Genomic DNA, 25,780 nt, shown 5'->3' on the forward strand with positions numbered 1-25,780 from the left:
AAACTCATATTTTGAGAATAATAGCACTGATTAAAACTAAATATGGTGAGTTTGATGCTCTCGATATTCATTTGGTGAAATCCCTACCCAATTTCGATATGCTTTCCTAAAATTCGAGGTGTCAGAAAAGCCCAATCTTGCTGCAATTTCATCAATACTTAATGTTGTAGCCTCTAAATACTCATCAGCAAGTCGCCTTCTGGTACTATCTAGAATATCCTGATAACTGACCTCAATATCCGCTAAGCGACGATAGAGTGTTCTTTTAGATAAATGCAATTGATCCGCCATCTGTTGCGCTGTTGGAAAGCTACCTACCGCATCTAACAACAGCAGCCGAATATTACGAACCAATTCTGGTTCTTCATGCTCATCTGTACCTAGCATTCGTTCACAGAATGACTGGCACATATCAGCCGTAATCGGATTGGCATTTGGGCAAGGCTTGTCTAGCCAGTCAAGATCAAAATGCCACTGCATCACCTCTGCATCAAATTCAACTGGACAACGAAATACCTTTTGGTATTCATCGGCATAGTCCGGTGCAGGATAAGGTAACAATAATTTTTGAGCCTGAAAAGGCGCTTCTAATACACACTCAATCAAAGTTTGCATTGAACTAAACCAGAACTCACAAACCAAAGGCAGTAATTTACCCAGTGCAATAATTTCACTCCCTTCAAAAACCGCAGCGTGCTTTTGAATAGAAAATGATTTCTTTAATACAGGTGCAGCGAGCTTAATATGGCGAATCCCAAACTCCACCGCCTGTTGAAAATTACGAGAAGAATAAAGCGCATAACCATAGACACCAAAGTCCGAAAGTTTCTGTTTTTGTCCTGCTCGCATACCAATCAAAGGGTCTTTTGATAAATGCTGAATCGTCTGAAAAAGTTGTAATTTTTGATAGGGTGAAATCTGGGAAGCTGCACTGCTCAGTGCATCATGAGCGATACCTGTACCTTTTAATATTTCAGCTAAGCTATAACCTTGTTGTTGCATTGCTTCAAGAAGACTGCTAAGACCTAAGATTGCTGTACCTTGACCTAATTGATTCTGATCGTATCGTGCTTCAATCATCTTCGAGTTCACATCCTGTTTACGCATTTTTTCACCTCATCCCTTGAGTGATGATGCATAATGGCACTAAATTACCTTTTGTTGTCTCAATTTAACATCGACTACAAATCTCATCAATCATAAAGTCTATTCTACTAATAAGCATGAAAGGAGCAACAATGACACTTTCAACTTCACAACAATTCAGTGATTCTGCAACCGAACATATGTATTCGGTTTTTAATCAACAGCGTGCTGCTTTTGATGCTCAGCCCTACCCTGATCTCGATGATCGACGTACCAAGTTACTGAAAATTAAAAAACAAATTATCCGTTATCAAGATGTAATTGCGGCTGCAATCAATGCGGATTTTAGTTCACGCTCTCTAGATGAATCCAAACTACTTGATTTGCTTGGTTCTGTGCTTGAAGCAGAACATGCCATTCGTCATTTGAGACGTTGGATGCGACCAAGCAAACGTAGCACCGAATTGCTGTTTTTATCGAATCGTTTGCGCGTGCAATACCAACCCAAAGGTGTCGTTGGTGTCATTGTCCCATGGAACTTTCCTGTTTATTTAGCACTTGGTCCATTGGTTGCGGCAATTGCAGCAGGCAATCGCGTGATGATCAAGTTACCTGAAGTGACTCCAGCCACTAATGCAGTGGTTAAACGGATGTTGGCTGAAATCTTTAATGAAGATGAGGTTGCTGTTTTTGGTGAAGAGATCCTTGATCCAGCACAATTCACTTCACTGCCATTCAACCATATTGTATTTACAGGCTCGCCAGCAATTGGTCGTGTGGTCATGCGTGCCGCAGCAGATAATTTAACTCCAGTCACCTTGGAGCTGGGTGGTAAATCTCCTGCATTGGTCAGCCGTAATTATCCTCTAGCCGATGCTGCAAAACGTGTTTTACATGGTAAAGCAACGAACTGTGGTCAAATCTGTGTTGCACCCGACTATGCACTGGTACCAAAAGAAAAAGTCGATCAATTTGTCGCAGAATGCCAAGCGAATTTCACCAGCATGTATGGCAAAAGTATTCGCAATAACGACAATTACACCTCGATTGTGAATGATCGCCACCTGAAACGTTTGCTCGAAATTCTGGATGATGCCAAAGCCAAAGGCGCACAAGTCATTGCCTGTGGTGAATATGACCGCGACCAAGATGCGCGTCGTATGCCTGTACATATCGTACTGAATTGCACACCAGAGATGCGTATTTTAAAAGAAGAACTGTTTGGTCCTGTTTTACCTGTCGTTGCTTATGAGGCATTAGATGATGCGCTTCAGTATATTCAAGCAGGTGAAAGACCATTGGCTTTATATTGCTTTAGCCATGATGCCAACGAACTTGATTATATTTTAAAACGGACTCACTCAGGTGGAGTCACCGTCAATGATTGGGGCTGGCATGTGGTAAACCATGATGCGCCATTCGGTGGGATTGGTAACTCAGGCATGGGAACTTATCATGGCGAAGAAGGTTTCCGTGAACTTTCCCATGCAAAAACCGTCTTTGCCCGTCATCGCTTCTTCCCAACCCAACTGTTCTATCCTCCTTATGGCACTTGGGTACAAAAACTGGCTATACGTTTCTTCCTGAAACAGGGCGACCCAAATATTAAATAATCACTGAAAATAAAAAAGCCTCTAGATGAGGCTTTTTTATTTTTTACATGCAAGTAAATGGTTTACTTCATCATGCCATCTTGTTGATATTTGGGTGAACGAGGTCCATACAGCAACCCTAATCCAGGATTGTGCTGTGTTGGTGTAAATAATTGGGTATTAACAATCGTCGCCAAAGGATAAGCACGATCATTGACACTGCCCGCAATTTGTTCAACCAATGCTCCAACCAGTGCAGTAAGTAAATCGTTGTTGCCATTATTACTCGATTGAACCGCTTTCTTCTCGCCAGTCCAAATAGTTTCATTGGTCTTTAGATCAACCAGTTTGGCTTCCACGCTTACGGTAGCAACACTTTGAATGACCTGATATTTTGATCCATATTCTTTGATTCGAATATATAAGGCCGCATCAGCCCCAAAGATTTCCTGTAATTTCTGCGGCGAAATGCTTTGAGCATCATGACCATTGGTCACACCATTCTCTTTGAACATCGAATCGACCACAGAGATTGGAAAGACATAGTATCCTGCTTCAGCAACTGGCGTAATCACTGTCGGCCAATAGCTATAGGTTGCCTTAACATCAGGAGAATCATTTACAGGGGGTAATACCAAAATGGATTTCGGCATATGCTGTTTATAAACAGTCATATCCTTATTCACCGCAGGAGATGATGCACATCCCGACACAAGCACGCTCGCGAGCAGAAGGCTCGAAACTAAAAATGCCTTCATCATGGCTTTGGGTCCCCTGCATTGGCATTCATTTTCTGCAACAAACGATCCATCAATACCGTAGATTCAGGGTAGACCTGCCGCTCCAATTGAAAATATTCAACTGCCTTCTGTGCATTATTTTGCTGTAAAGACAACAACCCTAGATGTGCATATAGTCCAGGTGGAACCGCCAGATTTTTTGCTTTCGCTTTCTCTATTTCTGCTTCCAACTTGATCATTTGTGCATTGGGCGTTGCTTTTTCTGGCGCGTTATACATCAGATAGGTTTGCTGTGTATAAGAACCCCAACTATACAAAGGTTGAGGCCCAGCAGCACAGCCAACCAATCCGATCGCCATCAGACTGGCCAAAAGAATTTTTTTCATGTTACAACGGCCCAGTCTTATTGTGCAGTCCAGCGATTATTCTGAATATCGGTAACCAAATTGTTGACTGCTTCACGTACCGCCAAGTCTAAGACTTTACCGTTTAAAGTAGAATCATAAGATGCTGTAGAGCCAAAACCGAGCACTTCACGCGCGCTCAATGCGTATTCACCTGCACCTTGCACTGAATGAACAATCTCTGAGGTTTTCACATCTACAATATTTAAGTTCACTTTTGCATAGGCAATTTGCTGTTTACCACGGCCTAAAATACCGAATAACTGTTGGTCACCCACTTCTTTTCGGCCGAACTCAGATACATCGCCTGTAATGACATAGCGTGCGCCTTTAATGGTTTGGGCCGAATTACTATAACCGACTTCTTGTTTGAGTTCAGACAAATTATCGCGATTTAAAACCGAGAAATAACCTGTTTGCTGTAGATGTGTTTCTAAAATAGTTTTTGCCTGTCCGCCAAGACGATCGACATTATCTGAAAATATTCCTCTCATATAACTTGAGCGATTATCAAACTTGCCAATTGAAACAGGTACTTTCACGCCGTTATATTTAATTTGTTGTACTGCTACCGTCACTTGTGGGCTTTGGATTGATTTTGAAGTTTCTGTGGTTGAACAGGCCATTAAACCTAAAGAACTGAATACAGTAATCGCTAATAATTTTTTCATTTTGACTCTAATAAGCAAGACATAAAAAAGTCTCAGCAGTATATACTAAAAAGCTGAATATAGCCTATAACCATTAAAAGGCTAAACCATTATTAATTATAATAAAAATTAATTTTATACCTTCAAATATATTACACATTACAAGTATCTGATGATCGCTCAATACGCTGTGATGAACGAGCAGATGAACCTATTTCTTGTCTCAATCACATAAAATGACAATTAGCGTTTCAAAAATATATTTTAAATTTTCTATTATTTTCTAAAATCTTATGTATCTAATTTGCTCATATAACTTGTATAAAATTGCTGTAAATCAGTGAGCTGAAATGCATCGCGTTATTCAGCGTTTGTATGATAAATATGAATAAAATTTGCGTTCATATTGACCACTATTTTTCTCAATGCTACTTTCATTTTGCCATACCTAAAATTTTCTCTATACCGATATGGTAGGTTTTTAGATCGCTCATTTGTCCTGAGCTTACCTTTTAAATATCATTTTATTTCAGTCAGTAACGATAAAAAGTCACACAATCAACTTCATGCTCACCCCATAATTGAATACACCAACCCGCGAAAAAGGATAAAAAATGTTTGGAAAAATGATACATCAGGATTTATTGATCAGTAACTTAATTGAGCATGCAGCAAAATACCATGCAGATACTGCTATTTTTTCACGTGAAGTCGATGGTCAACTCTACAAAACGGATTGGAAACGCGTCCAGCAAAATAGCAAACGCTTAGCAAATGCTTTCAAGGCATTTAACTTAACCGAGGGCGATCGTATTGCAACAATTGCATGGAATAACCACCGCCATTTAGAATCATGGTATGCCATTTCTGGATGTGGTTATGTTTGCCATACCATTAACCCCCGATTATTTTTAGAGCAATTAACCTTCATTATTAATGATGCCCAAGATAAAATTATTTTCTTCGATATTACATTTTTACCATTAATCAGCGCCCTTAAAGATAAGGTGCCTTCTGTTGAGAAATTTATCTGTTTAAGTGCGTATGATGAAAGCGTCGCTGCTGCACTTCCAAACGTTATTTTCTATGATGCGTTAATTCAAGATCAATCGATTGAATTTGATTGGCCACAATTCAAAGAAGAAACACCAAGTTCCTTATGTTATACCTCTGGCACGACAGGAAATCCTAAGGGTGTCTTATATAGCCATCGTTCGACCTTACTGCATAGTATGGCAATTGCACTGCCTGATTCTTTAAATATTTCTGCTCGAGATATTGTCATGCCTGTGGTTCCCATGTTCCATGTCAATGCATGGGGCATCCCCTATGCAGCTGCGATGGTAGGTAGCTCTTTGGTTTTGCCTGGACCAAATTTAGATGGTGAGAGCCTCGTTCACTTGATTGACAATTATAAAGTGAGCGTGGCTTTGGGTGTGCCAACCATTTGGCAAGGTCTATTGGTTGCTGCTAAAAAAATAGGCAGCAGCTTGGAAAGTATGCAGCGCAATGTTGTTGGAGGTGCGACCTGCCCGCCATCGATCATCCGTGAATTTAAAAACACGTATCATTGCGACACAATTCATGCATGGGGAATGTCAGAAATAAGCCCACTGGGCACAGCCAATCAACCCAAAGCAAAACATGATGCGTTAAATCCAGAAGAACTTGAGAAATTGCGACAAAGCCAAGGCCGTCCACCTTTTGGTATAGAGCTACGCATTGTTGATGAAAATAGCATCACACCGCTAGCAAACGATGGGCACACCCAAGGAAACCTACAAGTCCGTGGTCCATGGGTCGTTGATCACTATTTTAATCAAGCGAAAAGTTCTCTTACTTCAGATGGTTGGTTTGATACAGGTGATATTGCAACCATTGATTCAGATGGATACATGACCATTCGTGATCGCGCCAAAGATTTAATCAAATCTGGTGGTGAGTGGATTTCATCAGTTGAATTAGAAAATATTGCTGTGGGCCATCCTGAAATTCGTATGGCAGCAGCCATTGCTGCACGCCATCCAAAATGGGATGAACGTCCAATTTTAATTGCTGTGAAACAAGAGCACGCTTCTTTAACCGAACAAGATGTGCTTGCATATTTTGCAGATAAAATCGCATCTTGGCAGGTTCCAGATGCTGTGATTTTTGTTGAGGCTCTGCCTATCAATGGAACTGGAAAAATTGTTAAAGCAGAACTGCGTGAAAAATATGGAGATTTTTTACTAAAATCCTAGTGACGGAATACCGTGACAGAAGAAACTCACTATTCACCAAAGCGTAATCCAACCCCAGCAATGGTAAAAATATACTTTGGTGTCACTGCAGAATCGCCTATTTTAGTTCTGAGTTTTTTCACCAATATTCTCAGATAGTGGGTATCTTCTTCATGGGTAATTCCCCATAATTCGGTCATGATCTGTTTTTGTGTCACGATCTTGCCTTGATGACGGATCAACAACGCCAATAGCTGAAATTCTTTTTTGGTTAACGGGATTTCTTCATCTGCCAGTTTGGCGACATGTTCTGCGACATCAACCCAAAGCTGCCCATCATTAAACACCGTATTTTGCTCTGAGTGCTGTGGTTTATTTCGAAACATCACACGAATACGAGCACATAACTCCTGAATGCTAAAGGGCTTGGTGACATAATCATTGGCGCCTGCATCCAGCAGTTTAATTTTTTGATTTTCGTCTGGACGTGCTGATAGCACGATGACAGGAATATCTGACCACTGCCGCAATTCTGTTAAAACCTCTTGTCCTTCCATATCGGGTAAACCCAGATCTAGAATCAACAGATCAGCGCCACGTGTCGCCAACGCCTCCAACCCTTTCATACCATTTTCAGCGACATACACTTGATAGCCTTGCGCACGCAAAGCGATATCCAAAAATTTCCGAATTTGTGGCTCATCATCAATAATGAGAATAGAAGCATGCTGATTGAATGTTTGCGGCATAAATGATGATTTTAATCCTGATGAAGTGGTAATCGTATTCTAATCAAGGTGCCCTGACCCTGTGTGCCTGCCAAGGCTTCAATACTGCCCATATGCGCCCCAATAATGGCTTTTACAATGGCGAGACCTAAGCCTGTTCCTGTTTTACCACGATCTCCACGTTGCATGGTATAGAACATATCAAAGATTTGCTCACGTTCATCTTCGGGAATCCCGACACCTTGATCGACGATATCAATCTGTAAGAAATTATCCTCTTGTTTGATTGTTACTTTGATGGGTACATCATCAGGTGAAAACTTGGCAGCATTTTCCAATACATTGAAAATAGCCTGTTCAATTAATGCTGGATGCACGTAGAGTTGAGGTAAATCCTCACTCAAAGCCACATCAATATTGACCTTGGGTTGATATCGTTTCAATCGTTGGGTGGCAGATCCTATCAGTTCTTCCACCCCAATCCAGTCTCGGCTTAAACTTAAACCTTGATGACCGAGTCGGGTCATATCCAATAAGTTTTGAATATAACGATCCAAGCGTTCACCTTCGACATGAATGGTATCTAACAATTCATGTCGATCTTGTTCTGACATTTGCTCGCCGTAGTATTTCAGACTATCCGCAGAACCAATCATCGCGGCCAACGGTGAGCGTAGGTCATGCGAAACCGAAGACAATAGCGCAGAACGTAACTTTTCAGTTTCAGCCACCACTCGTGAATTTTCTAACTGTAAAGACAGCTGCACCCGAGAAGCCGTTTGGGCAATATCATCGATCATCAACTCAGCCAGACGTTGTTGTTCAAAACTGATATTTTCTGCATTTTGCTGAAAGCGTATTGCAATCACCCCAAATCCACCGACGAGATTGAGCGGATTAAACCACCATTCAGACTGGGTTAAGGTATTGGTAAAACGGCCACAAGGCTTGGCGTTTTTCTGAGTCCAATTTGCTGCAATCTGATCTTTTTCATTAAATACAGAATGATCACCCAACTCCTGTGTTCCAATCCGAAGCCAAACCACAGCATTTAAAGAACTTTCTAAATGTTGTTTGGCGACACTTAAAACTTGTTCAATATCAACACAGCTGGATAATTTCCGTTCCAATTCTTGTAGTTGTAAAGAGAGAGAATTCGCCGCGCGTAAACTCAAAACCTGAGCACGTAACTGATTAGCTAAACGTCCCACCAGCAGGGCTGAAACGATAAAGATAACAATCGTCATCACGCCACGCTCAGCACTAATTCGAAAGGTAAAACGAGGTTCGATAAAGAAATAGTTGTAGAGCAAGAAACAAATCAGGACACTTAGAATCGTGATAAACATCCTTGCTCGCATTGCGACCACAAGTACCGTGACCACAAAAATTAGAGCCAACTCACTATAACCAATAAAATGATCACTCACCGTTGCAGCAATCAGCCCCAGCAAGATAATCAAAATACTTTCTATCATTTCACGTGGATGAAATGTCAGTGCTTGCTTCGACCACGGTGAAGCATTGCTATCGACCTGCGGCTTCGTCTCATGATTTTTGGCTTTTAAGGGTTGGACAAAAGTAATTTCAAAAGGATGCTGCTTTTCTAACAGTTGATCGGCAATATGGTCTGAGAATAAACGCTGCCATAATGATTTCTGAGGACTTTTGCCGAGCAGAATATTCGATGCACCATAATCATAGGCCGCCTGTAAAATGGTCGACGCAATATGATTGCTATAGAGCAAATAGGTATCTGCACCCAGTTTACGTGCTAGATTAAAGGCTTTGGTCACTGCAAAAACTAGTGTATTGGAATTCTGACTTTTTTGAATCGAAATCACACTCCAAGCTGCATTGCGTCTTTCGGCAATACGATGCGCCCGCCGTACCAAGTCCTCCGAAAACTCTGATCCATCAATCGCCAACATGACATGATTCTGAATCGGGATAATCTGTCCTTGTGCGACAAACTTTTCCCGATAATCAATTTCAACTTGTCCTGCAACGGTTTGAATCGCTAAATCACGTAAAGCGGTTAAATGTGCAGGTTTAAAAAAACCTTGCAGTGCATGCGGTGCAACATCAGCCAAATAAATCTTGCCGTGATTCATACGTTCTAATAATTCAGGCACAGGTAGATCGACCAGACGAATATCTTTCAAACGTTTTAACAAGGCATCAGGTACGGTTTCGCTAACCCGAATCCCTGTGATCTGATACACCACATCATTGAGACTTTCCAGATGCTGAATATTCAAGGTGCTATAGACATCGATACCCGCATCTAATAATTCATTCACATCCTGCCAGCGATATTCATGCCGACTATTCGGTACATTGCGATGTGCCAGCTCATCGACCAACACAATTTCAGGTTTTAACTTAAGAATTTGGTCGAGATCCATCTCTTCCAAGTCTCGCCCTTGATATTCCATAATCTTTCTAGGAATAACATTAAGCCCCTGAATCAAACGTTCGGTATCAGATCGACCATGGGTTTCGACTAATCCAACCACAACCTGCTGCCCTTGCTGCATCAACTCATGTGCTCGAGTCAGCATCGCATAGGTTTTCCCTACGCCAGGCGCAGCCCCCAAGAAAATGGTCAGACGTCCAGACTGTTCACGTTGACTATGTGCCAGCCATGCATCAGCTTTGTTATTACGGTCGATCTGCATAATTACGCTCTATCAACGTGTGGTCGATGACAATTGATCTAGGACCAAATTCAGTTGTAGAACATTAACCCTCGCTTGCCCATATAAACCAAACTGTGCAGGCTGAATCTGTTGCTGTACTAAATTTTTGACCTGTGATTCTGATAAATGACGCTGCTGTGCTACTCGTTTCACCTGTAACAAGGCACTTTTAGGTGAAATATCTGGGTCAATCCCACTGCCTGATGCAGTGATCATGTCCAATGGCACCTGCGGCTCAGCAATCTGATTGTAATGCGCAAAGTGTCGTGTTCTTTCTTTAATTTGTTTTTGCAAATCAGGATTGGAGACCGCTAAATTGCTCCCTGCCATCCCATCTACACTGTAACTTACCGCACTGGGGCGAGCATGAAAATATTGCTCACTGACAAAATTTTGCCCTACCAAACTTGAGCCCACAATCTTTCCATTCAGCTCAATCAAACTACCATTCGCCTGCTTTGGAAAGAGCAATTGAGCGATAGAAACGCTTACCGCACTATACAACACGCCTGCAATCAAAAAGCCAACCAAGATCAAACCTATACTCGGGCGTAGCGCAGACTGAACTTCGGTTGATAACGGCAGATTTTCTAATGTATTCATTTCTTTCTCCTAAATCCACAATGACACAACAAGGTCAATCAACTTGATTGCAATAAAAGGGAAAATCACCCCACCCACACCATAGATCAACATATTACGGCGTAATAATTGCAAGGCACTGGCAGGCTTAAACTGCACCCCTTTTAGTGCCAATGGAATCAACATCGGGATAATCAGCGCATTAAAGATCAATGCTGAAATCACCGCACTGCTTGGACTGCTCAGTTGCAAGATATTGAGCACCCCAAGTTGAGGAATTGCCACAGCAAACAATGCAGGTAAAATGACAAAGTATTTAGACACATCATTTGCCAAAGAAAAGGTGGTTAATGCACCACGGGTGATTAATTGCTGCTTCCCAATTTCCACGACATCAAGCAGTTTGGTTGGATCTGAATCAAGGTCCACCATATTGCCTGCTTCTTTGGCTGCTTGGGTGCCTGAATTCATGGCCAAGCCAATATCTGCTTGAGCCAAAGCAGGCGCATCATTGGTTCCGTCACCGACCATCGCCACCAATTTACCAGCCGCTTGTTCTTTGCGAATACAAGCCAGTTTATCTTCAGGTCGTGCTTCAGCAATATAATCATCCACCCCTGCTTCAGCTGCAATCGCAGCAGCAGTCAATGGATTGTCCCCTGTGACCATAATGGTTTTAATGCCCATCTCACGTAATAGTGCAAAGCGTTCTTTAATCCCTTGTTTAATCACATCTGAGAGTTCAATCACCCCTAAAATACTGTGATTCGAAGCAACCACTAATGGGGTCGCACCTTTCGAAGCAACCTGTTCTACGCGGGTTTTAAGCTCAACGTTATCCCTGATGTCTTGGTTGGTAAATTTAAGAATCGCATCCACAGCACCTTTACGAATGCTTTGCCCTGTGACTAAATCCACTCCAGACAAGCGTGTTGCAGCACTAAACTGGATAAATTCTGCACCTACTGGTTCTTTAATGCTTTCACCCAATTCTTTGCCCAGACTCACCACGGATTTCCCTTCAGGAGTTGGGTCAGCAAAAGAAGTTAATATTGCGGCTTGGCGTAACTCACTTGGGCTTACGCCTGCCAAAGGATAAAAGGCAGTGGCTTGACGGTCACCATAGGTGATCGTGCCTGTTTTATCTAATAGCAGCACATCAATATCACCAGCAACTTCGACAGCCTTGCCTGATTTAGCGAGAACATTGGCTTTTAAGGCGCGGTTCATGCCTGCAATCCCAATCGCAGGCAGTAATCCTCCAATCGTAGTTGGAATCAAACACACCAGTAAAGCAATCAACAAGACTAGACTGATTTTGATCCCGACCATTGCCCCAATGAATGGCAAGGTCGCGACCACGACAATAAAGGTGATGGTCATGATATTGAGTAAGATACTCAGTGCAATCTCATTTGGTGTTTTTTGACGATTGGCTCCTTCAACCAATGCAATCATACGGTCTAGAAAACTATGTCCCGCTTCATTACTGACCCGAATCATAATCTCATCAGATAAGACTTTGGTCCCCCCAATCACCCCTGAACGGTCAGTATTGGCTTCACGCAATACAGGTGCAGACTCACCAGTCACCGCAGACTCATTAATGGTCGCGAAACCTTGAATAATCTCCCCATCCGCAGGGACAATTTCACCCGCTTTGACAATGACTAAATCATCTTTTTTGAGTAGATTTGCAGAGATGACCACCGGCGCTGCATCCAGATCGGTAATCCGATTAGCAGTTAAGTTTTCACGCGCTTGACGTAAGGACGCTGCCTGCCCGCGTCCTTTAGCTTCTGCGACTGCTTCAGCATAATTGGCGAATAATACAGTGACCAATAGAATCAAGCTCAACACTAAACCGAAACCGAAGCTGGTACTTCCCATCAAGGTCGCTGCAATTGTTAAGAGTGTGCTCACCCATACACATGCCATGACTGGATTTTTAAAGGCATATTGCGGCAATAGCTTATAAAAAGTTTGTTGAAGGATTTCTTTATTCAAAATATCCATGTGTTGTGTCGCATTTGAATGTTTCATTGTGCTTGCTCCACACTTAAACTTTTATAGACAGATAGTCAGCAATTGGTCCGATCACCAACACTGGCATGAATTGCAATAAAGTGAGAATCAACACGATCCCAATTAAGGTCAGTGCAAATGTGGGGGATTCGATGTGTAAAGATCCTTTGCTTTCAGCAGCTTGTGGTTTGGTTTCTAGGCTGACCGCAATTAAAACAGGAATAATCAACACGCTATAACGACCTGCCAACAAAGCCACACTGGCGCTCAGATTCCACCATAAGGTGTTATCGCCTAAACCTTCAAAACCAGAGCCATTGTTGGCATAAGCAGAGACATACTCATAAAACACTTGGCTAATGCCATGAAACGCTGGATTGGAATTGCCTGTCAGCGTTGGAAATGCGATTGCGATCGCAGTCAAACCAAGAATCACCACGGGTTGTAACAAGATCACCAGAGCTAAAAGCTTGATTTCAGTGACTTCCACTTTTCGACCAAACAATTCGGGGGTCCGGCCTGTCATTAAACCTGCGATAAATACTGCTAAAAATAGATAAATAAAGAACTGTAATAAACCACAGCCAATCCCACCCCATATGGCATTGATCAGCATATTGCACAGTTCCACCAAGCCTGTCAGTGGTGAGGCGGAGTCATGCATCATGTTGACTGAACCATTGTTCACTTGTGTGGTGAGACTTGCCCAAAGTGCCGATGCATCCGCACCAAAACGGACTTCCTTACCTTCCATCAAAGCAATATTAGGAATCAAAGATGATTTTTCAGCCCAGAAAGCCAAAGAGGTGGAAATCAATGACATCAATAACATACTGCCAAAAATCATCCACATCAGTTTTTTACGTTGGATAAAGCGTCCGACCATAAACACCACTGACAATGGGATCAGTAAGATCGCAATCATCTCAATCACATTGGACAACGGTGTTGGGTTTTCTAAAGGCACACTACTATTTGGGCCATACCAACCACCACCGTTACTGCCAAGCTGTTTAATTGCAACCATGGGCGCAACTGGACCCAGTGGAATATGTTGTGTTTGCACCTCAGCGCTTTGATCTAAGACCTGCGCTGTTGGCCCCGCAGACAAGGTTGCTGGCACACCTTGAAAAGTAAGCAGCAAAGAAAAAATTAAACCAAGTGGAATAAAGAATCTAAACAATGGTCGGATGATATCCATCCAGTAATTGCCTAAATTGATCTGATTCCAATTGTTTGGGTTTGAAGCTTTGTTTTGATCTGATTGCAGGAACAGCGCTCTTAGCATTGCGACCAATAATGCAAGCCCAATAATGGGCGATAAATATTGCAAACCAACAATCACGGTCATTTGCGATAAATAAGACAGTTGAGCCTGCCCTGAATAATGCTGCTGATTAGTATTGGTGAGGAATGAAATTGTGGTATGCAATGCTAAATCCCAGTTCATATTGGGAATATGATCTGGATTTAATGGTAGCCATGCCTGTGTCATTAGAATGGTGACACTTGTTCCAAGCAGTAAAATGTTGCTAAAGATAAAAGCAGCAAGATATTGCCGCCAGTTCATACCACAGCGTTTTACGCCAAGTACGGCATAAATTGGCTGCTCGATCCAGTTAAACAATCGGTCACTTTTCATTGGCTTTGCTTGCATCACATCAGCAAGATAAGCACCAAGCGGATAAGCCAACATCAAAGAAAGGACAAATACAGAAATAAATTCCCACATAGCAAATGCCATTTAAAAATAGGTCAGCTTTAGTATGGAAATTGGAGACGTAAATTCTCTATATTGAAAGAATCGGAAGGCGTAAATTTTGCGTAAATTATTTGAATCTTATTTAGAATGCTTAAAAAAATACCTAAAAAGTAAATATGGAGAAATAAATCCTACTTTTTACAAAAAATCTTTGACCATATGAAAAACTTTTTTTTGAAAAATGCAAAAAATAATGATTCTTATTTTAAAATAATAATTTATATTTATCATTATTTTACAAATAAATACACATATGTATATAAATTTTTTAAGATTTATTTTTGTCCATTTTCATCTAATCCTTCGTACTGCTTAGTTCATTTAGAACATTTACTCTTATTTTAATTATGGTATTTTTGTTACATGAAGTTATAGCCAATCACGATAGATAACTTTTTTGTTATCAAATCATAGCTTCTTAACACTTAAGAATCTTGAAGTTCAAGGAAAGATTACAATGAAATTAAAACATCTTAGCACTGCCATGATCTTAGCAACGCTACCTGCAACTGGAGTATTTGCAGCTGCGTTAGACCGTTCAGGTCAATCTATTTCTGCTTTTTTACAGCCTGGTAACTATTTTGAAGCGGGTATTTCGGTTCTAGACCCTGATGTTTCTGGTAAAGATCTTGCTGGTAATAACACAGGCGATATGGCTGGTGATTATTATTTCCCTCATGCAGCGTTAAAATTGCAACCCACTGAAAACTTCTCTTTTGGTTTGATTTATGATCAACCATTTGGTGCTGATGCTGAATATAAAGGGAATAATAATTTTGTTGCTAACCCAAATAACCTATTATTACCTTCACCAAAAAGTCCAACACTTGGTCAAGCTGGCTTAGGAAATGTTGTTACTGGTGGTACTTCAGTTGATGTTGATACTCAAAACCTTAACTTAATTTTTGGTTATCAACCAACAGTGAACTGGAATTTTTATGGTGGTGCTGTCTACCAAACTGTGAAAGGTAAAGTAAAATTACGTGGTAGTGCTTATAGCCTATATAATGGCTATGATGCTGATATTAAAGAAACTGGCGATGTAGGTTGGTTAGCAGGTCTTGCATATCAAATTCCTGAAATTGCATTAAAAGCATCTGTGACATATCGCTCAGAAATCGACCATAATATTAATATTAATGAAAATATTCCTATTGTTAACTTAGTTGCTGCGAACCCTGCATTATTATTTAGTGCTTTAAATATTACAGATCCAGCTCAACAACAAGCGATTGGACAAAAACTTGCAGCCCTAGGTGGTAGTGGCAAAACAAAAATCACAACACCTCAATCTGTAAACTTAGATTTCCAAACAGGGATCATGGCGAATACTGTTGCTTTTGCGAATATCCGTTGGGTAAATTGGAAAGACTTCTCTATCCAACCATATAAATTTGGTATCGTTTCTCAAGCTGCTGGCCAATTATTACCTCAATTAGGAAAGCCGAACGGTTTTAACTTAGTTGATTATAGTAAAGACCAATGGTCTGTAAATGCAGGTGTTGGCCGTAAGCTAAACGAACAATGGGCTGGTAACGTTTCTGTAGGCTGGGATTCTGGTGCAGGTAATCCTGTAACTACACTTGGCCCAACAGAAGGTTACTGGAATGTTGGTGTTGGTGTTCAATACAGCCCTACTCCTGCGACCTTTATTGCGGGTGGTGTGAAATACTTCTGGTTGGGTGATGCTGATGCTGTAACAGGTGCTCACTCTGATGCTGGAAAATTCGAAGACAACAATGCAATCGCATACGGCTTAAAAATTGGTTATAAATTCTAATCAGAATTTATAAAAAAAAGGTCATCTTCGGATGGCCTTTTTTATTGTGCTTTAATAAATAAAATCAAAATAATAGGTCAATACCCTTAACTCATTTCAAACATCAAAACCATCAAGGTAAAACTTGAATGCTCAACTATTTTTCGTGACCTTACCAGTTCATTTATTGACATTTGTAAAATATTTAAGCGAATAAAAATTATGTTACTTTCCGCGCCATTCTGTTACAAAGTGATTTGAGAGAACATATTAATGAAGCTGAATGCTATTCAAACGGCTCTACTACTTAGCTTAGTCCCAACAACGACAACATTTGCCGCAGCACTGGATCGCTCAGGCCAATCAATTGCAGCGTTCCTACAGCCAAACAATTATTTTGAAGCGGGTATTACAGTTCTTGATCCAAATGTATCAGGTAAAGACATATCTCAAAATAATACAGGGAATATGGCGAATCATTACTACTCGCCAAATGCAGCCTTAAAAATTCAAGCAACCGAAAAATTCTCGATTGGTCTTATTTATGACCAGCCTTATGGAGCAGATGCAGAATATACGGGCACAAGTAACTTTATCGAAAGCCGTCCTGTTCCATTTAAGGGTGGTACATCAGTTACGGTTGATACTGAAAACTTAAACTTGTTATTTGGTTACCAACCGAATCAAAACTGGAACCTCTATGCAGGTGCGGTTTACCAAACTTTAGACAGCACCGTATTATTACGTGGCCAAAGCTATAGTGCTTACAGTGGTTATGATTTTAAAACAGGCCGTGATGAAGCTGTAGGTTGGTTAGCTGGTGTTGCTTATCAAATTCCTGAAATTGCACTCAAAGCCTCTTTAACTTACCGTGCAAAAATCAAGCATGAAATGAATGCTTATGAAAAACATGGCATTGCAGGAATGACGCAGTCAGCAGATCTCAATGCGGGTTTAGCTCAGATTAATAACGCTGAAGGTCAAACGGAAATCACTACACCACAATCTGTCAATCTTGATTTCCAAACTGGCATTATGGAAAACACGATTGCATTTGCGAACTTACGTTGGGTGAACTGGAAGGACTTTGCCATCCGTCCATATAAATTTGGTGAAGCTTCACTTGTATCAGATATTGTAAAAATTACAGGTAAAAAAGACGGTTTTGATCTTGTAGCCTATACCGAAGATCAATACTCGATTACTGCGGGTGTCGGTCGTAAAATCAATGACCAATGGGCAGGCAATCTATCAGTGGGCTGGGACTCAGGTGCAGGTAACCCAGTCACTACATTGGGTCCAACAGAAGGTTACTGGAATGTTGGTGTGGGTGTTCAATATAGCCCTACGCCTGCGACCTTTATTGCGGGTGGTGTGAAATACTTCTGGCTTGGCGATGCGAAAGCGCAATCAGGTTCTCAATTCAATACACCCGGCTATGTAGCTGAATTTGAGAATAATGATGCAATCGCATATGGCCTAAAAATTGGTTATAAGTTCTAAGCAATTTCCCCTAACCCCTCTTTAAAAAAGAGGGGAAACTCCCTCCTTTTCTAAAGGAGGGTTGGGGAGGATTCGTTATTCTGGGATATCACGTTGCGATACAGAACGAATCGCCTGCTTTAAAGCTTCATAGCCATGCAGTGGTGGGAATTGTGGAAACTCAGCAATCACATTGTCTGGCGCATCAAACAGGAAACCATGATCAGCCTCACCCAGCATGGTGGTATCATTATAAGAGTCGCCCGCCGCAATAACGCGGAAGTTTAAGCCATGTAATGCTTTTACCGCCTGACGCTTTTGATCAGGTTGACGCAATTTATACGCAGTAATCATGCCGTTCTCATCTGTCTCAAGTTTATGACAGAAAATCGTTGGCCATCCCAATTGTTTCATCAATGGATGAGCGAACTCATAGAACGTATCAGATAAAATAATCAGTTGAAAATGAGTACGCACCCACTCCACAAACTCTTTGGCACCTTCAAAAGGCCCCATATCTGCAATCACTGCCTGGATATCATTTAAGCCCAAACCATGCTGTTTTAAGATATTCAAACGTTGAGTCATGAGCACATCGTAATCTGGAATATCACGTGTGGTTGCCTCAAGTTCTTTAATCCCTGTTTTTTTTGCAAAGTTAATCCAAATTTCTGGAACTAAAACCCCTTCAAGATCTAGGCATACAATTTCCATGCTTATCCGACTGTCCTATCTGTTAAAAATTGCGCTAGTTTAACATGGAGATGTGCTCAACAATTGCCCTTTTTTCATGCTCTAACCATAGATTTTTTGAATAAGAATTTCCTTGGAGAACATATCCGACTCAACATAATTGCATTACTATATGGCGTAGTGTGTCGTGTATACGACGAAGACCGATGAGCATAAAAGGCAACGCGTTATGACTTTAAACTTGGATCAAATCAATACAGAATTTGGCAATGATGCTGAAAAATTAGTTGAATGGGCATTAAGCTTAAATGAAAAAGCTATTGTGACCACTAATTTTCGTCCATTTGAAGCTGTCATTTTACATATGTTGACCCGTGTCAAACCTGATATCCAAGTGGTATGGATGGACAATGGCTACAATACTGAAACGACTTATAAGTATGTCGATGAAATTACCAAATTACTCAATTTGAACCTTCTCACCTATTTACCAAAACGTTCACGTGCTCATCGAGAGGCACTGGAAGGTACTGTTCCTGCGCTTGATGATCCAAAACATGAAGCCTTTACTGCTGAAGTAAAGCTAGAACCATTTGAACGTGCCTTACGTGAAACTGCACCAAAAGTTTGGTTTACCGCTTTACGTGCAACGGATACTGCTGTTCGTGCAGAAATGGATCCAGTAAGTATTAATCCAGATGGTCTTATCAAAGTTGCCCCATTATTAAAATGGACTTCAAAAGACTTATGGGAATATATGCAAAAACATAACTTACCCGACAATGAAGATTATTTTGATCCGACCAAAGGTGAAGAACACCGCGAATGTGGTTTGCATCTAAATCACTAAATTCAAGACCTTTATTAAAATAAAACCACTGATTCGTCAGTGGTTTTACTTTTTCTGACTCGCTTGTCTAAAGTCATATTTTAACCAGAACAAACAGTATATACTGCGCAGAACGGTTCCAATAATTCTAATAAGAGCTCCATGAGAGTATCTTAGAAAAAATGCGATGAAGAGGCTAGGTCTGCTATGCGCCCACTACACCCGATTGATTTTATCTTTCTCTCGCTAGAGAAAAGGCAACAACCTATGCATGTAGGTGGATTGTTTTTATTCGAGCTTCCAGAGAATGCTTCACCCACATTTGTGCACGATCTAGTCAATGAAATTCGCCAATCTAAAAGTATTCCTGTTCCGCCATTTAACAATCAGTTGAATGGTTTGTTTTGGGGTGAAGATAGCGAGTTTGATATCGACCATCATTTCCGTCATATCGCTTTGCCTAATCCAGGACGTATTCGCGAATTACTTGTGTATATTTCGCAGCAGCATAGCTCATTAATCGATCGTGCTAAGCCGCTCTGGACCTGTGATGTGATTGAAGGCATTGAAGGCAATCGCTTTGCCATGTATTTCAAAATCCATCATGCCATGGTAGATGGCGTGGCGGGTATGCGTCTGATTGAAAAATCACTCTCTCATGATCCAAATGAAAAGCATGTTGTGCCACTTTGGTGTGTTGAAGGAAAACGAACCAAGCGTTTAAAAGCCCCTAAGCCACCGACAGTCAGCAAAATTAAGAGTGTCATGGAAGGGATTAAATCTCAACTTGAAGTTGCACCAAAAGTGATGCAAGAGCTTTCTCAAACCATCTTTAAAGAGATTGGCAAAAATCCTGACTATGTCTCAACCTTCCAAGCCCCACCATCGATTCTTAATCAACGTGTAAGCTCTTCACGTCGTTTTGCAGCGCAATCTTTTGAGCTCGGCCGTTTCCGTCATATTGCCAAATCTTTGGGTGTAACGTTGAATGACGTTATCTTGGCGGTATGTTCTGGTGCATTGCGTGAATACTTAATCAGTCACAATAGCTTGCCAAAGAAACCGTTGATTGCGATGGTGCCGGCATCACTTCGTACAGATGATTCAGATGTCAGTAACCGCATCACCATGATTTTGGCAAATCTGGCAACTCATATTGAAGATCCAATTGAACGTCTGGAAATCATTCGTCGCAGCGTGCAGAACTCGAAACAACGTTTTAGCCGTATGACTGCCAATGAAATTTTGAATTATAGTGCGGTGGTGTATGGCCCAGCAGGTTTAAACATTGCATCAGGCATGTTACCTAAACGTCAGGCATTTAACCTTGTCATATCAAACGTACCAGGTCCGCGTGAACCGCTGTACTGGAATGGCGCCAAACTCGATGCGCTCTACCCTGCATCTATTGTGATGGATGGTCAGGCACTGAATATCACCATGACCAGTTATTTAGATAAACTGGAAGTGGGTCTGATTGCATGTCGTAATGCTTTGCCAAAAATGCAAAATCTACTGACACATTTAGAAGAAGAAATTCAACGTTTTGAACAAGCAATTCAAGGCTTGCCTCAACAAAAAGTTGCGAATTAAGTATAGAGAAAAATTAAGGGGCTTCGAATAGCCCCTTATTTTTTAATTGTGCGGCAACGCTGTAATAGCTGATGGCAGGCTGAACGAATCATTGCCGTAGTAATTGGAACTTCTTTACCTTGGCTATCTACCATATAACATGTGTTTACAGGGTTACTGTCTAATACATGCTTAAAACCGTGATTCACTAATCTTTCACTCACATTCATAATTAGATACCTCATATTATTTGCTAAGGCACCGAAAAGTACCTATGGCTCATTTTATGGTTCTAGTATTTAAAATTCGTGATAGAAAGTAAAATTTCAGTTGTAACAAGGATTAAGCGAAATCTTGTTACAACTTTAGGTCAAAATGATATCGTATTGCTCTTGCGTATATAGATTTTCCACTTGGAATTTGATCACCCGATTCACAAAATGTTCTAAATCCGCGACAGCTGGGGCTTCTGCTGTTAATAGCCGATCTATCACGGCTGGATGAGCAACGACAGTAAAGCCACCCTTGGAATCAAATGCACGCGCATAACGCATGACCTCTCGAAATATCTCGTAACATACTGTCTCTGCTGTCTTCACATAGCCCCGCCCTTGGCAGGTTGGACATGACTCACACAACAAATGTTCCAGCGATTCACGGGTGCGTTTACGGGTCATTTCAACCAAACCCAGTTCCGAAACTTGGGTAATTTTAGTCTTGGCGTGATCACGTTCCAGCATTCGTTCAAACTGTCGCATCACTTCTTCACGATGCTCAGCTTCTTGCATGTCGATAAAATCAATAATCAAAATACCACCCAAATTACGCAGACGCAGTTGTCGTGCGATCACTTGAGTTGCTTCCATATTGGTTTTAAATACGGTGTCTTCTAAACTACGTCCACCAACATATGAACCTGTGTTGACATCAATCGTGGTCATGGCTTCGGTCTGATCAATCATCAGATAGCCACCAGACTTGAGAGCGACACGGGTTTGCAACGCTTTTTGAATATCTTCTTCGACGTTATACAAATCGAAAAGTGGCTTTTCACCAGGATAGTGGATTAGGCGATTTTGAATGGTTGGAACAAACTCATCTACAAACTCACTAAGCTTGCCATGAATCTCACGTGAATCCACATAGATTTTAGCAGTTTCATCACTGGCTAAATCTCTGATGATGCGTTGTGGTAAAGGGAGTTCTTCAAAAATCAGTTCAGCCGTTGCCGCTTCTTTTTGCTTACGCTGAATAAACTCCCACAGTTTACTCAGATAACACATATCCTGTGCAATCGCAGCTTCATCCACGCCTTCTGCCGCAGTACGAACAATCACACTTCCCGGCAAATTATGTTCTGCCTGAATATGTTCAATAATGCCACGTAAACGGTCACGCTCTTCTTCTGACTCAATGCGCTGAGACACGCCAATGTGATTGCCATAAGGCATGAGAACGAGATAGCGCGATGGGATGGAAAGATCGGTACTTAGACGAGCACCTTTGGTACCCAGCATATCTTTCATGACTTGGACAGTGAGCATCTGCCCTGGATGTAAAAGTTCAAAAACGTTTGGCGTTGGTTGCGAACGAGACCACACCATATCGTTGATATGTAGAAAAGCAGTTCGAGATAAACCAATATCAACAAAGGCAGCCTGCATACCAGGGAGTACGCGTACCACTTTACCCTTGTAAATATTACCCACTAAGCCACGCTTTACAGTGCGTTCAACGAATAATTCATTGACTGTTCCATTTTCAATCAATGCCACACGACATTCCATCGGCGTGACGTTAATCAGCAACTCTTCTGCCATAACAAACTCAAAATTTTATAAAAATTCTTATATCCGAAAGTGTCAGCTCAGGCATCTAACGCCTATGCTTTAACGCTTTCTAATAACTGTGCAATCTCATATAAAGGCAAGCCAACAACATTGCTATAACTGCCTCGAATCTGCGGAATATATTTCGCCGCAATTCCCTGTATGGCATATGCACCAGCTTTGCCTAAAGGCTCACCCGTCGCCCAATATTGTTCCATTTCTGCATGACTGAGTTGTTGCATCTCAACTTGAGTTTTTACAACATGACTCAATATGCGAGCAGAGCTTGCCACACAAATTCCAGAGTAGACCTCATGCCATTGTCCGGAAAGTGTTGACCAGATTTCAAAGGCATGCTGTTTTGATTCTGGCTTACCAATAATCTGCCCTGCAAAACTTAAACTGGTATCTGCCGCAATCACAATAGCGTCAGGATACTGATTTAAAACTGTCTGCGCCTTCGCTCGTGCTAGACGTTCCACATATTGTTCAACCGCTTCCCCATCTCGCACAGCCTCATCGATATCAGGACTATAAATTTCAAAGTCCAGACCCAGTTGCTGTAATAGCTCCTGCCGACGAGGCGAGCTCGATGCGAGAATTATATGCGCCATTTATGTAAGCAATAATAAACCAGTGGCCATATCAATACACTTGTCACAACTGGTTGCCAATGGCGTGCAATCGAAAAATGTGTGCCTGAAATGGTCTGGCTAATCCAGAGGAACGTAATGTGTGTCACAACCGCGATAACGGCTATCACCCACGAATTTCCAAAAGTCAGAATACGGCGTTCACGAATTAAGTAACGTATCCCGAAACTGATCACAACGAAACTGAGTGCATTTAAGCCAAAGGGTGCATCCAACAGCAAATCGGCAAAAAGCCCCATACCGAAAGCAAACCAGACACCACACCATACAGGCTGATATAAAATCCAGAACAGCATAATCATCAGCATGATTGATGGTCGCCAGCCTGAGGCCTCATAGGCCATAGGATAAACCATCAATACAGAGCCGATCACGATGGAGAGGATAATCATCCAAAGTGGATCTTTGCGTTTCTCGTAATTAAGCTTAGCGATCGGCATAAGGTTGCTCCTGCGCTAAGGATTCAGAGAAGAGCACCACAACATGATGACCACTGGCAAGTTGAGCAGCAGGTGTGACATCAATTTCAGCAAATTCACCTGAAGTATGACGACTGACTTTAGACACTGTCCCCACTAAATAACCCGCAGGAAAATGTTCACCCAAGCCTGAACTAAAGACTTTATCCCCAACCTGAATATTGGCACTGGTCGGCACATATTCCATTTTGAGCTGACCTAAATCACCTGTGCCCGAAATAATCGCACGCATGCCAGTACGTTCTAAACGCACAGACAATGAATGCTCTTTGTCAGACAGCAACATGATACGGGCACTATGTGGGTACACATTAATAATCTGCCCCATAATCCCTTTGTCATCGAGCACAGTTTGCCCTGTACTTAAATGATCAACTGAACCACGGTTAATTATAATAATATGACGCAATGGATCAGCATCAGTGCCGATCACCTCCGCAATCTGCATACGACCATCAATAATCAATGGCGTATCCAAAAGCCCTCTCAAACGGTTATTTTCCGCAGAAAGTTCTGAAAGTTTTTGTAGACGGACTTGTGCTTGTAGCAGCTCAGCTTGCATTGCCGTGTTTTCACGTCGCAATTGCGCTTCAGATTTGGTTTGTTGGTTAAGCCATTCTCGCGACAGTACAGGATAGCTTGCCAGCGCATAAATTGGATTATACGCGGCGTACAAGACATCCCTTGCAGGTTGAATCACATAAGGCATGCGCCAATCAAAGAAAAGCACCACCAAGCATGTAATCACCGCAATGACAAATGAGCGAAAAGATGGCGGTTGTCTTGAAAAAAGATTCGGTTGCACCGCCTAGTCCTTATGATTTAACCAACGAAAAGCATGTCGTGGTTTGGATTGTCAAAGAACTCTAATACTTTACCGCCGCCACGAGTGACACAAGTTAAAGGATCGTCTGCAACAATCACAGGTAAACCTGTTTCTTGCGCAAGTAATTTATCAAGGTTACGCAATAATGCACCGCCACCTGTCAACACAATACCACGCTCTGCAATATCCGAAGACAATTCAGGTGGTGTTTGCTCAAGTGCAGATTTTACAGCGCTTACAATGCTTTGTAACGGATCAGAAATTGCCTGAGTGATTTCATCAGAAGTCACGGTAATCGCGCGAGGTACACCCTCTGCCAAGTTACGACCACGAACTTCAATCTCGAGGGTCTTACCGTCAGCAACAGCCATACCCACTTCTTTTTTAATGACTTCGGCTGTTGTTTCCCCGATCACACAACCGTGTGCTTTACGCACATAATTGATGATTTGCTCATCAAATACATCACCACCAATACGTAATGAATCAGCGTAGACGCAACCTTGTAATGAAATAATTGCGATTTCAGTGGTACCACCACCAACATCCACAACCATCGAACCACATGCTTGCTCAACTGGCATACCTGCGCCAATCGCAGCAGCCATTGGCTCTTCGATTAAACGTACATCACGCGCACCTGCATTAAATACAGCTTCACGAATCGCACGACGCTCAACCAGTGTTGATTTGCAAGGTACGCAGACAACGACACGCGGTGCAGGCGGGAATAACCGCTTTTCATGCACTTTGCCGATAAACTGATTCAACATGGTCTCAGTGACTTCAAAATCAGCAATCACACCGTCTTTCATCGGACGAATTGCTGAAATATTCGCTGGTGTACGGCCTAACATTTGTTTAGCATCAATACCTACAGCGGCAACAATTTTTTGTGAACCACTATGGCGAATTGCCACAACAGTTGGTTCATTTAATATAATGCCACGGCCTGGTGCATAAATAAGTGTATTTGCAGTACCTAAATCAATGGCTAAATCCGGCGAAAACAAGCCAATTAGTCGTTTTAGAATCACGGGGGCGTTCTCAATTAAACTTTGTGTGAATACAAGGTGGCAACTTTAACTAAATGTGATGATTTGAACAAGTCAATCGCTTATTATAACGCACGATATTTTGAAATTTTTTAATACTGAATTAGGTAAAG

The 25,780-nt window shown here is 41.6% G+C and carries 22 protein-coding genes; 6 read left to right on the forward strand and 16 right to left on the reverse strand.

The features are described from left to right. Positions 1-36: 36 nt before the first annotated feature. Positions 37-1,107: an AraC family transcriptional regulator gene (locus F887_RS03705; RefSeq protein ID WP_005296469.1), complete on the reverse strand. Its 1,071-nt coding sequence runs from the start codon at positions 1,105-1,107 to the stop codon at positions 37-39. A gap of 131 nt (positions 1,108-1,238) precedes the next feature. Between F887_RS03705 and F887_RS03700 the strand changes: the two genes are divergently transcribed. After that, the gene (locus F887_RS03700; RefSeq protein ID WP_005296472.1) at positions 1,239-2,699 is read left to right on the forward strand and encodes a coniferyl aldehyde dehydrogenase; all 1,461 of its coding nucleotides are present in this window, start codon (positions 1,239-1,241) and stop codon (positions 2,697-2,699) included. Positions 2,700-2,761: 62 nt separating this feature from the next. Here the strand turns inward: F887_RS03700 and F887_RS03695 are convergent, their stop codons facing one another. The 3 genes from F887_RS03695 to F887_RS03685 are packed head-to-tail and all read right to left on the reverse strand — an operon-like array spanning position 2,762 to position 4,493. Next, the gene (locus tag F887_RS03695; RefSeq protein ID WP_005296475.1) at positions 2,762-3,439 is read right to left on the reverse strand and encodes a DUF799 domain-containing protein; all 678 of its coding nucleotides are present in this window, start codon (positions 3,437-3,439) and stop codon (positions 2,762-2,764) included. Next, positions 3,436-3,804: a DUF4810 domain-containing protein gene (locus tag F887_RS03690; RefSeq protein ID WP_005296477.1), complete on the reverse strand. Its 369-nt coding sequence runs from the start codon at positions 3,802-3,804 to the stop codon at positions 3,436-3,438. The genes F887_RS03695 and F887_RS03690 overlap by 4 nt, the downstream gene beginning before the upstream one ends. Before the next feature lie 17 nt (positions 3,805-3,821). Further along, positions 3,822-4,493, reverse strand: coding sequence for a CsgG/HfaB family protein (locus F887_RS03685; RefSeq protein ID WP_005296480.1), 672 nt, complete (start codon positions 4,491-4,493; stop codon positions 3,822-3,824). Positions 4,494-5,086: 593 nt separating this feature from the next. Here F887_RS03685 and F887_RS03680 point away from each other — a divergent pair. Continuing rightward, entirely contained in the window at positions 5,087-6,712 is a 1,626-nt protein-coding gene (locus F887_RS03680) for a long-chain fatty acid--CoA ligase (protein WP_005296483.1), read from the forward strand. A gap of 29 nt (positions 6,713-6,741) precedes the next feature. On the opposite strand, the gene F887_RS03675 is transcribed toward F887_RS03680, so the two are convergent. The 5 genes from F887_RS03675 to kdpA are packed head-to-tail and all read right to left on the reverse strand — an operon-like array spanning position 6,742 to position 14,460. After that, positions 6,742-7,440: a response regulator gene (locus F887_RS03675; RefSeq protein ID WP_005296484.1), complete on the reverse strand. Its 699-nt coding sequence runs from the start codon at positions 7,438-7,440 to the stop codon at positions 6,742-6,744. An 11-nt stretch (positions 7,441-7,451) separates the two neighbouring features. Then, the gene (locus F887_RS03670) at positions 7,452-10,100 is read right to left on the reverse strand and encodes a sensor histidine kinase (RefSeq protein ID WP_005296487.1); all 2,649 of its coding nucleotides are present in this window, start codon (positions 10,098-10,100) and stop codon (positions 7,452-7,454) included. 12 nt (positions 10,101-10,112) lie between these two features. Then, positions 10,113-10,724, reverse strand: a complete 612-nt coding sequence (gene kdpC, locus F887_RS03665; RefSeq protein ID WP_005296490.1) for a potassium-transporting ATPase subunit KdpC — start codon at positions 10,722-10,724, stop codon at positions 10,113-10,115. Between the two features lie 9 nt (positions 10,725-10,733). After that, a complete protein-coding gene (kdpB, locus tag F887_RS03660) occupies positions 10,734-12,746 on the reverse strand; it encodes a potassium-transporting ATPase subunit KdpB (protein ID WP_005296492.1) in 2,013 nt (670 codons plus the stop codon). Between the two features lie 16 nt (positions 12,747-12,762). Beyond that, positions 12,763-14,460: a potassium-transporting ATPase subunit KdpA gene (gene kdpA, locus F887_RS03655; RefSeq protein WP_032862972.1), complete on the reverse strand. Its 1,698-nt coding sequence runs from the start codon at positions 14,458-14,460 to the stop codon at positions 12,763-12,765. Positions 14,461-14,947: 487 nt separating this feature from the next. On the opposite strand from kdpA, the gene F887_RS03650 reads away from it, so the two are divergent. Together F887_RS03650 and F887_RS03645 are read left to right on the forward strand one after the other, a co-directional pair. Further along, the gene (locus F887_RS03650) at positions 14,948-16,270 is read left to right on the forward strand and encodes an outer membrane protein transport protein (protein WP_005296498.1); all 1,323 of its coding nucleotides are present in this window, start codon (positions 14,948-14,950) and stop codon (positions 16,268-16,270) included. A 252-nt stretch (positions 16,271-16,522) separates the two neighbouring features. Beyond that, positions 16,523-17,752, forward strand: coding sequence for an OmpP1/FadL family transporter (locus tag F887_RS03645; protein ID WP_005296500.1), 1,230 nt, complete (start codon positions 16,523-16,525; stop codon positions 17,750-17,752). Positions 17,753-17,827: 75 nt separating this feature from the next. On the opposite strand, the gene thrH is transcribed toward F887_RS03645, so the two are convergent. After that, entirely contained in the window at positions 17,828-18,445 is a 618-nt protein-coding gene (gene thrH / locus F887_RS03640; RefSeq protein ID WP_005296503.1) for a bifunctional phosphoserine phosphatase/homoserine phosphotransferase ThrH, read from the reverse strand. A 208-nt stretch (positions 18,446-18,653) separates the two neighbouring features. Between thrH and F887_RS03635 the strand changes: the two genes are divergently transcribed. Next, positions 18,654-19,274: a phosphoadenosine phosphosulfate reductase domain-containing protein gene (locus F887_RS03635; RefSeq protein ID WP_005192766.1), complete on the forward strand. Its 621-nt coding sequence runs from the start codon at positions 18,654-18,656 to the stop codon at positions 19,272-19,274. 186 nt (positions 19,275-19,460) lie between these two features. Next, positions 19,461-20,846: a WS/DGAT/MGAT family O-acyltransferase gene (locus tag F887_RS03630; protein ID WP_005296504.1), complete on the forward strand. Its 1,386-nt coding sequence runs from the start codon at positions 19,461-19,463 to the stop codon at positions 20,844-20,846. A gap of 35 nt (positions 20,847-20,881) precedes the next feature. On the opposite strand, the gene F887_RS18505 is transcribed toward F887_RS03630, so the two are convergent. From F887_RS18505 to F887_RS03605, 6 genes are all read right to left on the reverse strand, one after another. Beyond that, positions 20,882-21,055 (reverse strand): PA1571 family protein, encoded by a 174-nt coding sequence (locus F887_RS18505; protein WP_005296506.1) that lies wholly within the window; start codon positions 21,053-21,055, stop codon positions 20,882-20,884. Positions 21,056-21,190: 135 nt separating this feature from the next. After that, complete coding sequence (rng, locus tag F887_RS03625) at positions 21,191-22,645, reverse strand: ribonuclease G (RefSeq protein ID WP_005296508.1); 1,455 nt, start codon at positions 22,643-22,645, stop codon at positions 21,191-21,193. Positions 22,646-22,707: 62 nt separating this feature from the next. After that, a complete protein-coding gene (locus tag F887_RS03620) occupies positions 22,708-23,268 on the reverse strand; it encodes a Maf-like protein (protein ID WP_005296510.1) in 561 nt (186 codons plus the stop codon). Further along, entirely contained in the window at positions 23,256-23,747 is a 492-nt protein-coding gene (mreD, locus tag F887_RS03615; RefSeq protein WP_005296512.1) for a rod shape-determining protein MreD, read from the reverse strand. The genes F887_RS03620 and mreD overlap by 13 nt, the downstream gene beginning before the upstream one ends. Further along, positions 23,734-24,591 (reverse strand): rod shape-determining protein MreC, encoded by an 858-nt coding sequence (gene mreC, locus F887_RS03610; protein ID WP_005150135.1) that lies wholly within the window; start codon positions 24,589-24,591, stop codon positions 23,734-23,736. Before mreC ends, mreD begins: the two co-directional genes overlap by 14 nt. Positions 24,592-24,608: 17 nt before the next feature. Further along, a complete protein-coding gene (locus tag F887_RS03605; RefSeq protein WP_004652309.1) occupies positions 24,609-25,649 on the reverse strand; it encodes a rod shape-determining protein in 1,041 nt (346 codons plus the stop codon). Positions 25,650-25,780: the final 131 nt, after the last annotated feature.

The organism is Acinetobacter sp. NIPH 2100 (genome assembly GCF_000369805.1).
GTDB lineage: Bacteria > Pseudomonadota > Gammaproteobacteria > Pseudomonadales > Moraxellaceae > Acinetobacter.

Excerpts from the sequence above, each read along its gene's own strand:
- F887_RS03705 (WP_005296469.1), bottom strand. The coding sequence starts at position 1,107 with ATGCGTAAACAGGATGTGAACTCGAAGATGATTGAAGCACGATACGAT.
- F887_RS03700 (WP_005296472.1), top strand. The coding sequence starts at position 1,239 with ATGACACTTTCAACTTCACAACAATTCAGTGATTCTGCAACCGAACAT.
- F887_RS03695 (WP_005296475.1), bottom strand. The coding sequence starts at position 3,439 with ATGATGAAGGCATTTTTAGTTTCGAGCCTTCTGCTCGCGAGCGTGCTT.
- F887_RS03690 (WP_005296477.1), bottom strand. The coding sequence starts at position 3,804 with ATGAAAAAAATTCTTTTGGCCAGTCTGATGGCGATCGGATTGGTTGGC.
- F887_RS03685 (WP_005296480.1), bottom strand. The coding sequence starts at position 4,493 with ATGAAAAAATTATTAGCGATTACTGTATTCAGTTCTTTAGGTTTAATG.
- F887_RS03680 (WP_005296483.1), top strand. The coding sequence starts at position 5,087 with ATGTTTGGAAAAATGATACATCAGGATTTATTGATCAGTAACTTAATT.
- F887_RS03675 (WP_005296484.1), bottom strand. The coding sequence starts at position 7,440 with ATGCCGCAAACATTCAATCAGCATGCTTCTATTCTCATTATTGATGAT.
- F887_RS03670 (WP_005296487.1), bottom strand. The coding sequence starts at position 10,100 with ATGCAGATCGACCGTAATAACAAAGCTGATGCATGGCTGGCACATAGT.
- kdpC (WP_005296490.1), bottom strand. The coding sequence starts at position 10,724 with ATGAATACATTAGAAAATCTGCCGTTATCAACCGAAGTTCAGTCTGCG.
- kdpB (WP_005296492.1), bottom strand. The coding sequence starts at position 12,746 with ATGAAACATTCAAATGCGACACAACACATGGATATTTTGAATAAAGAA.
- kdpA (WP_032862972.1), bottom strand. The coding sequence starts at position 14,460 with ATGTGGGAATTTATTTCTGTATTTGTCCTTTCTTTGATGTTGGCTTAT.
- F887_RS03650 (WP_005296498.1), top strand. The coding sequence starts at position 14,948 with ATGAAATTAAAACATCTTAGCACTGCCATGATCTTAGCAACGCTACCT.
- F887_RS03645 (WP_005296500.1), top strand. The coding sequence starts at position 16,523 with ATGAAGCTGAATGCTATTCAAACGGCTCTACTACTTAGCTTAGTCCCA.
- thrH (WP_005296503.1), bottom strand. The coding sequence starts at position 18,445 with ATGGAAATTGTATGCCTAGATCTTGAAGGGGTTTTAGTTCCAGAAATT.
- F887_RS03635 (WP_005192766.1), top strand. The coding sequence starts at position 18,654 with ATGACTTTAAACTTGGATCAAATCAATACAGAATTTGGCAATGATGCT.
- F887_RS03630 (WP_005296504.1), top strand. The coding sequence starts at position 19,461 with ATGCGCCCACTACACCCGATTGATTTTATCTTTCTCTCGCTAGAGAAA.
- F887_RS18505 (WP_005296506.1), bottom strand. The coding sequence starts at position 21,055 with ATGAATGTGAGTGAAAGATTAGTGAATCACGGTTTTAAGCATGTATTA.
- rng (WP_005296508.1), bottom strand. The coding sequence starts at position 22,645 with ATGGCAGAAGAGTTGCTGATTAACGTCACGCCGATGGAATGTCGTGTG.
- F887_RS03620 (WP_005296510.1), bottom strand. The coding sequence starts at position 23,268 with ATGGCGCATATAATTCTCGCATCGAGCTCGCCTCGTCGGCAGGAGCTA.
- mreD (WP_005296512.1), bottom strand. The coding sequence starts at position 23,747 with ATGCCGATCGCTAAGCTTAATTACGAGAAACGCAAAGATCCACTTTGG.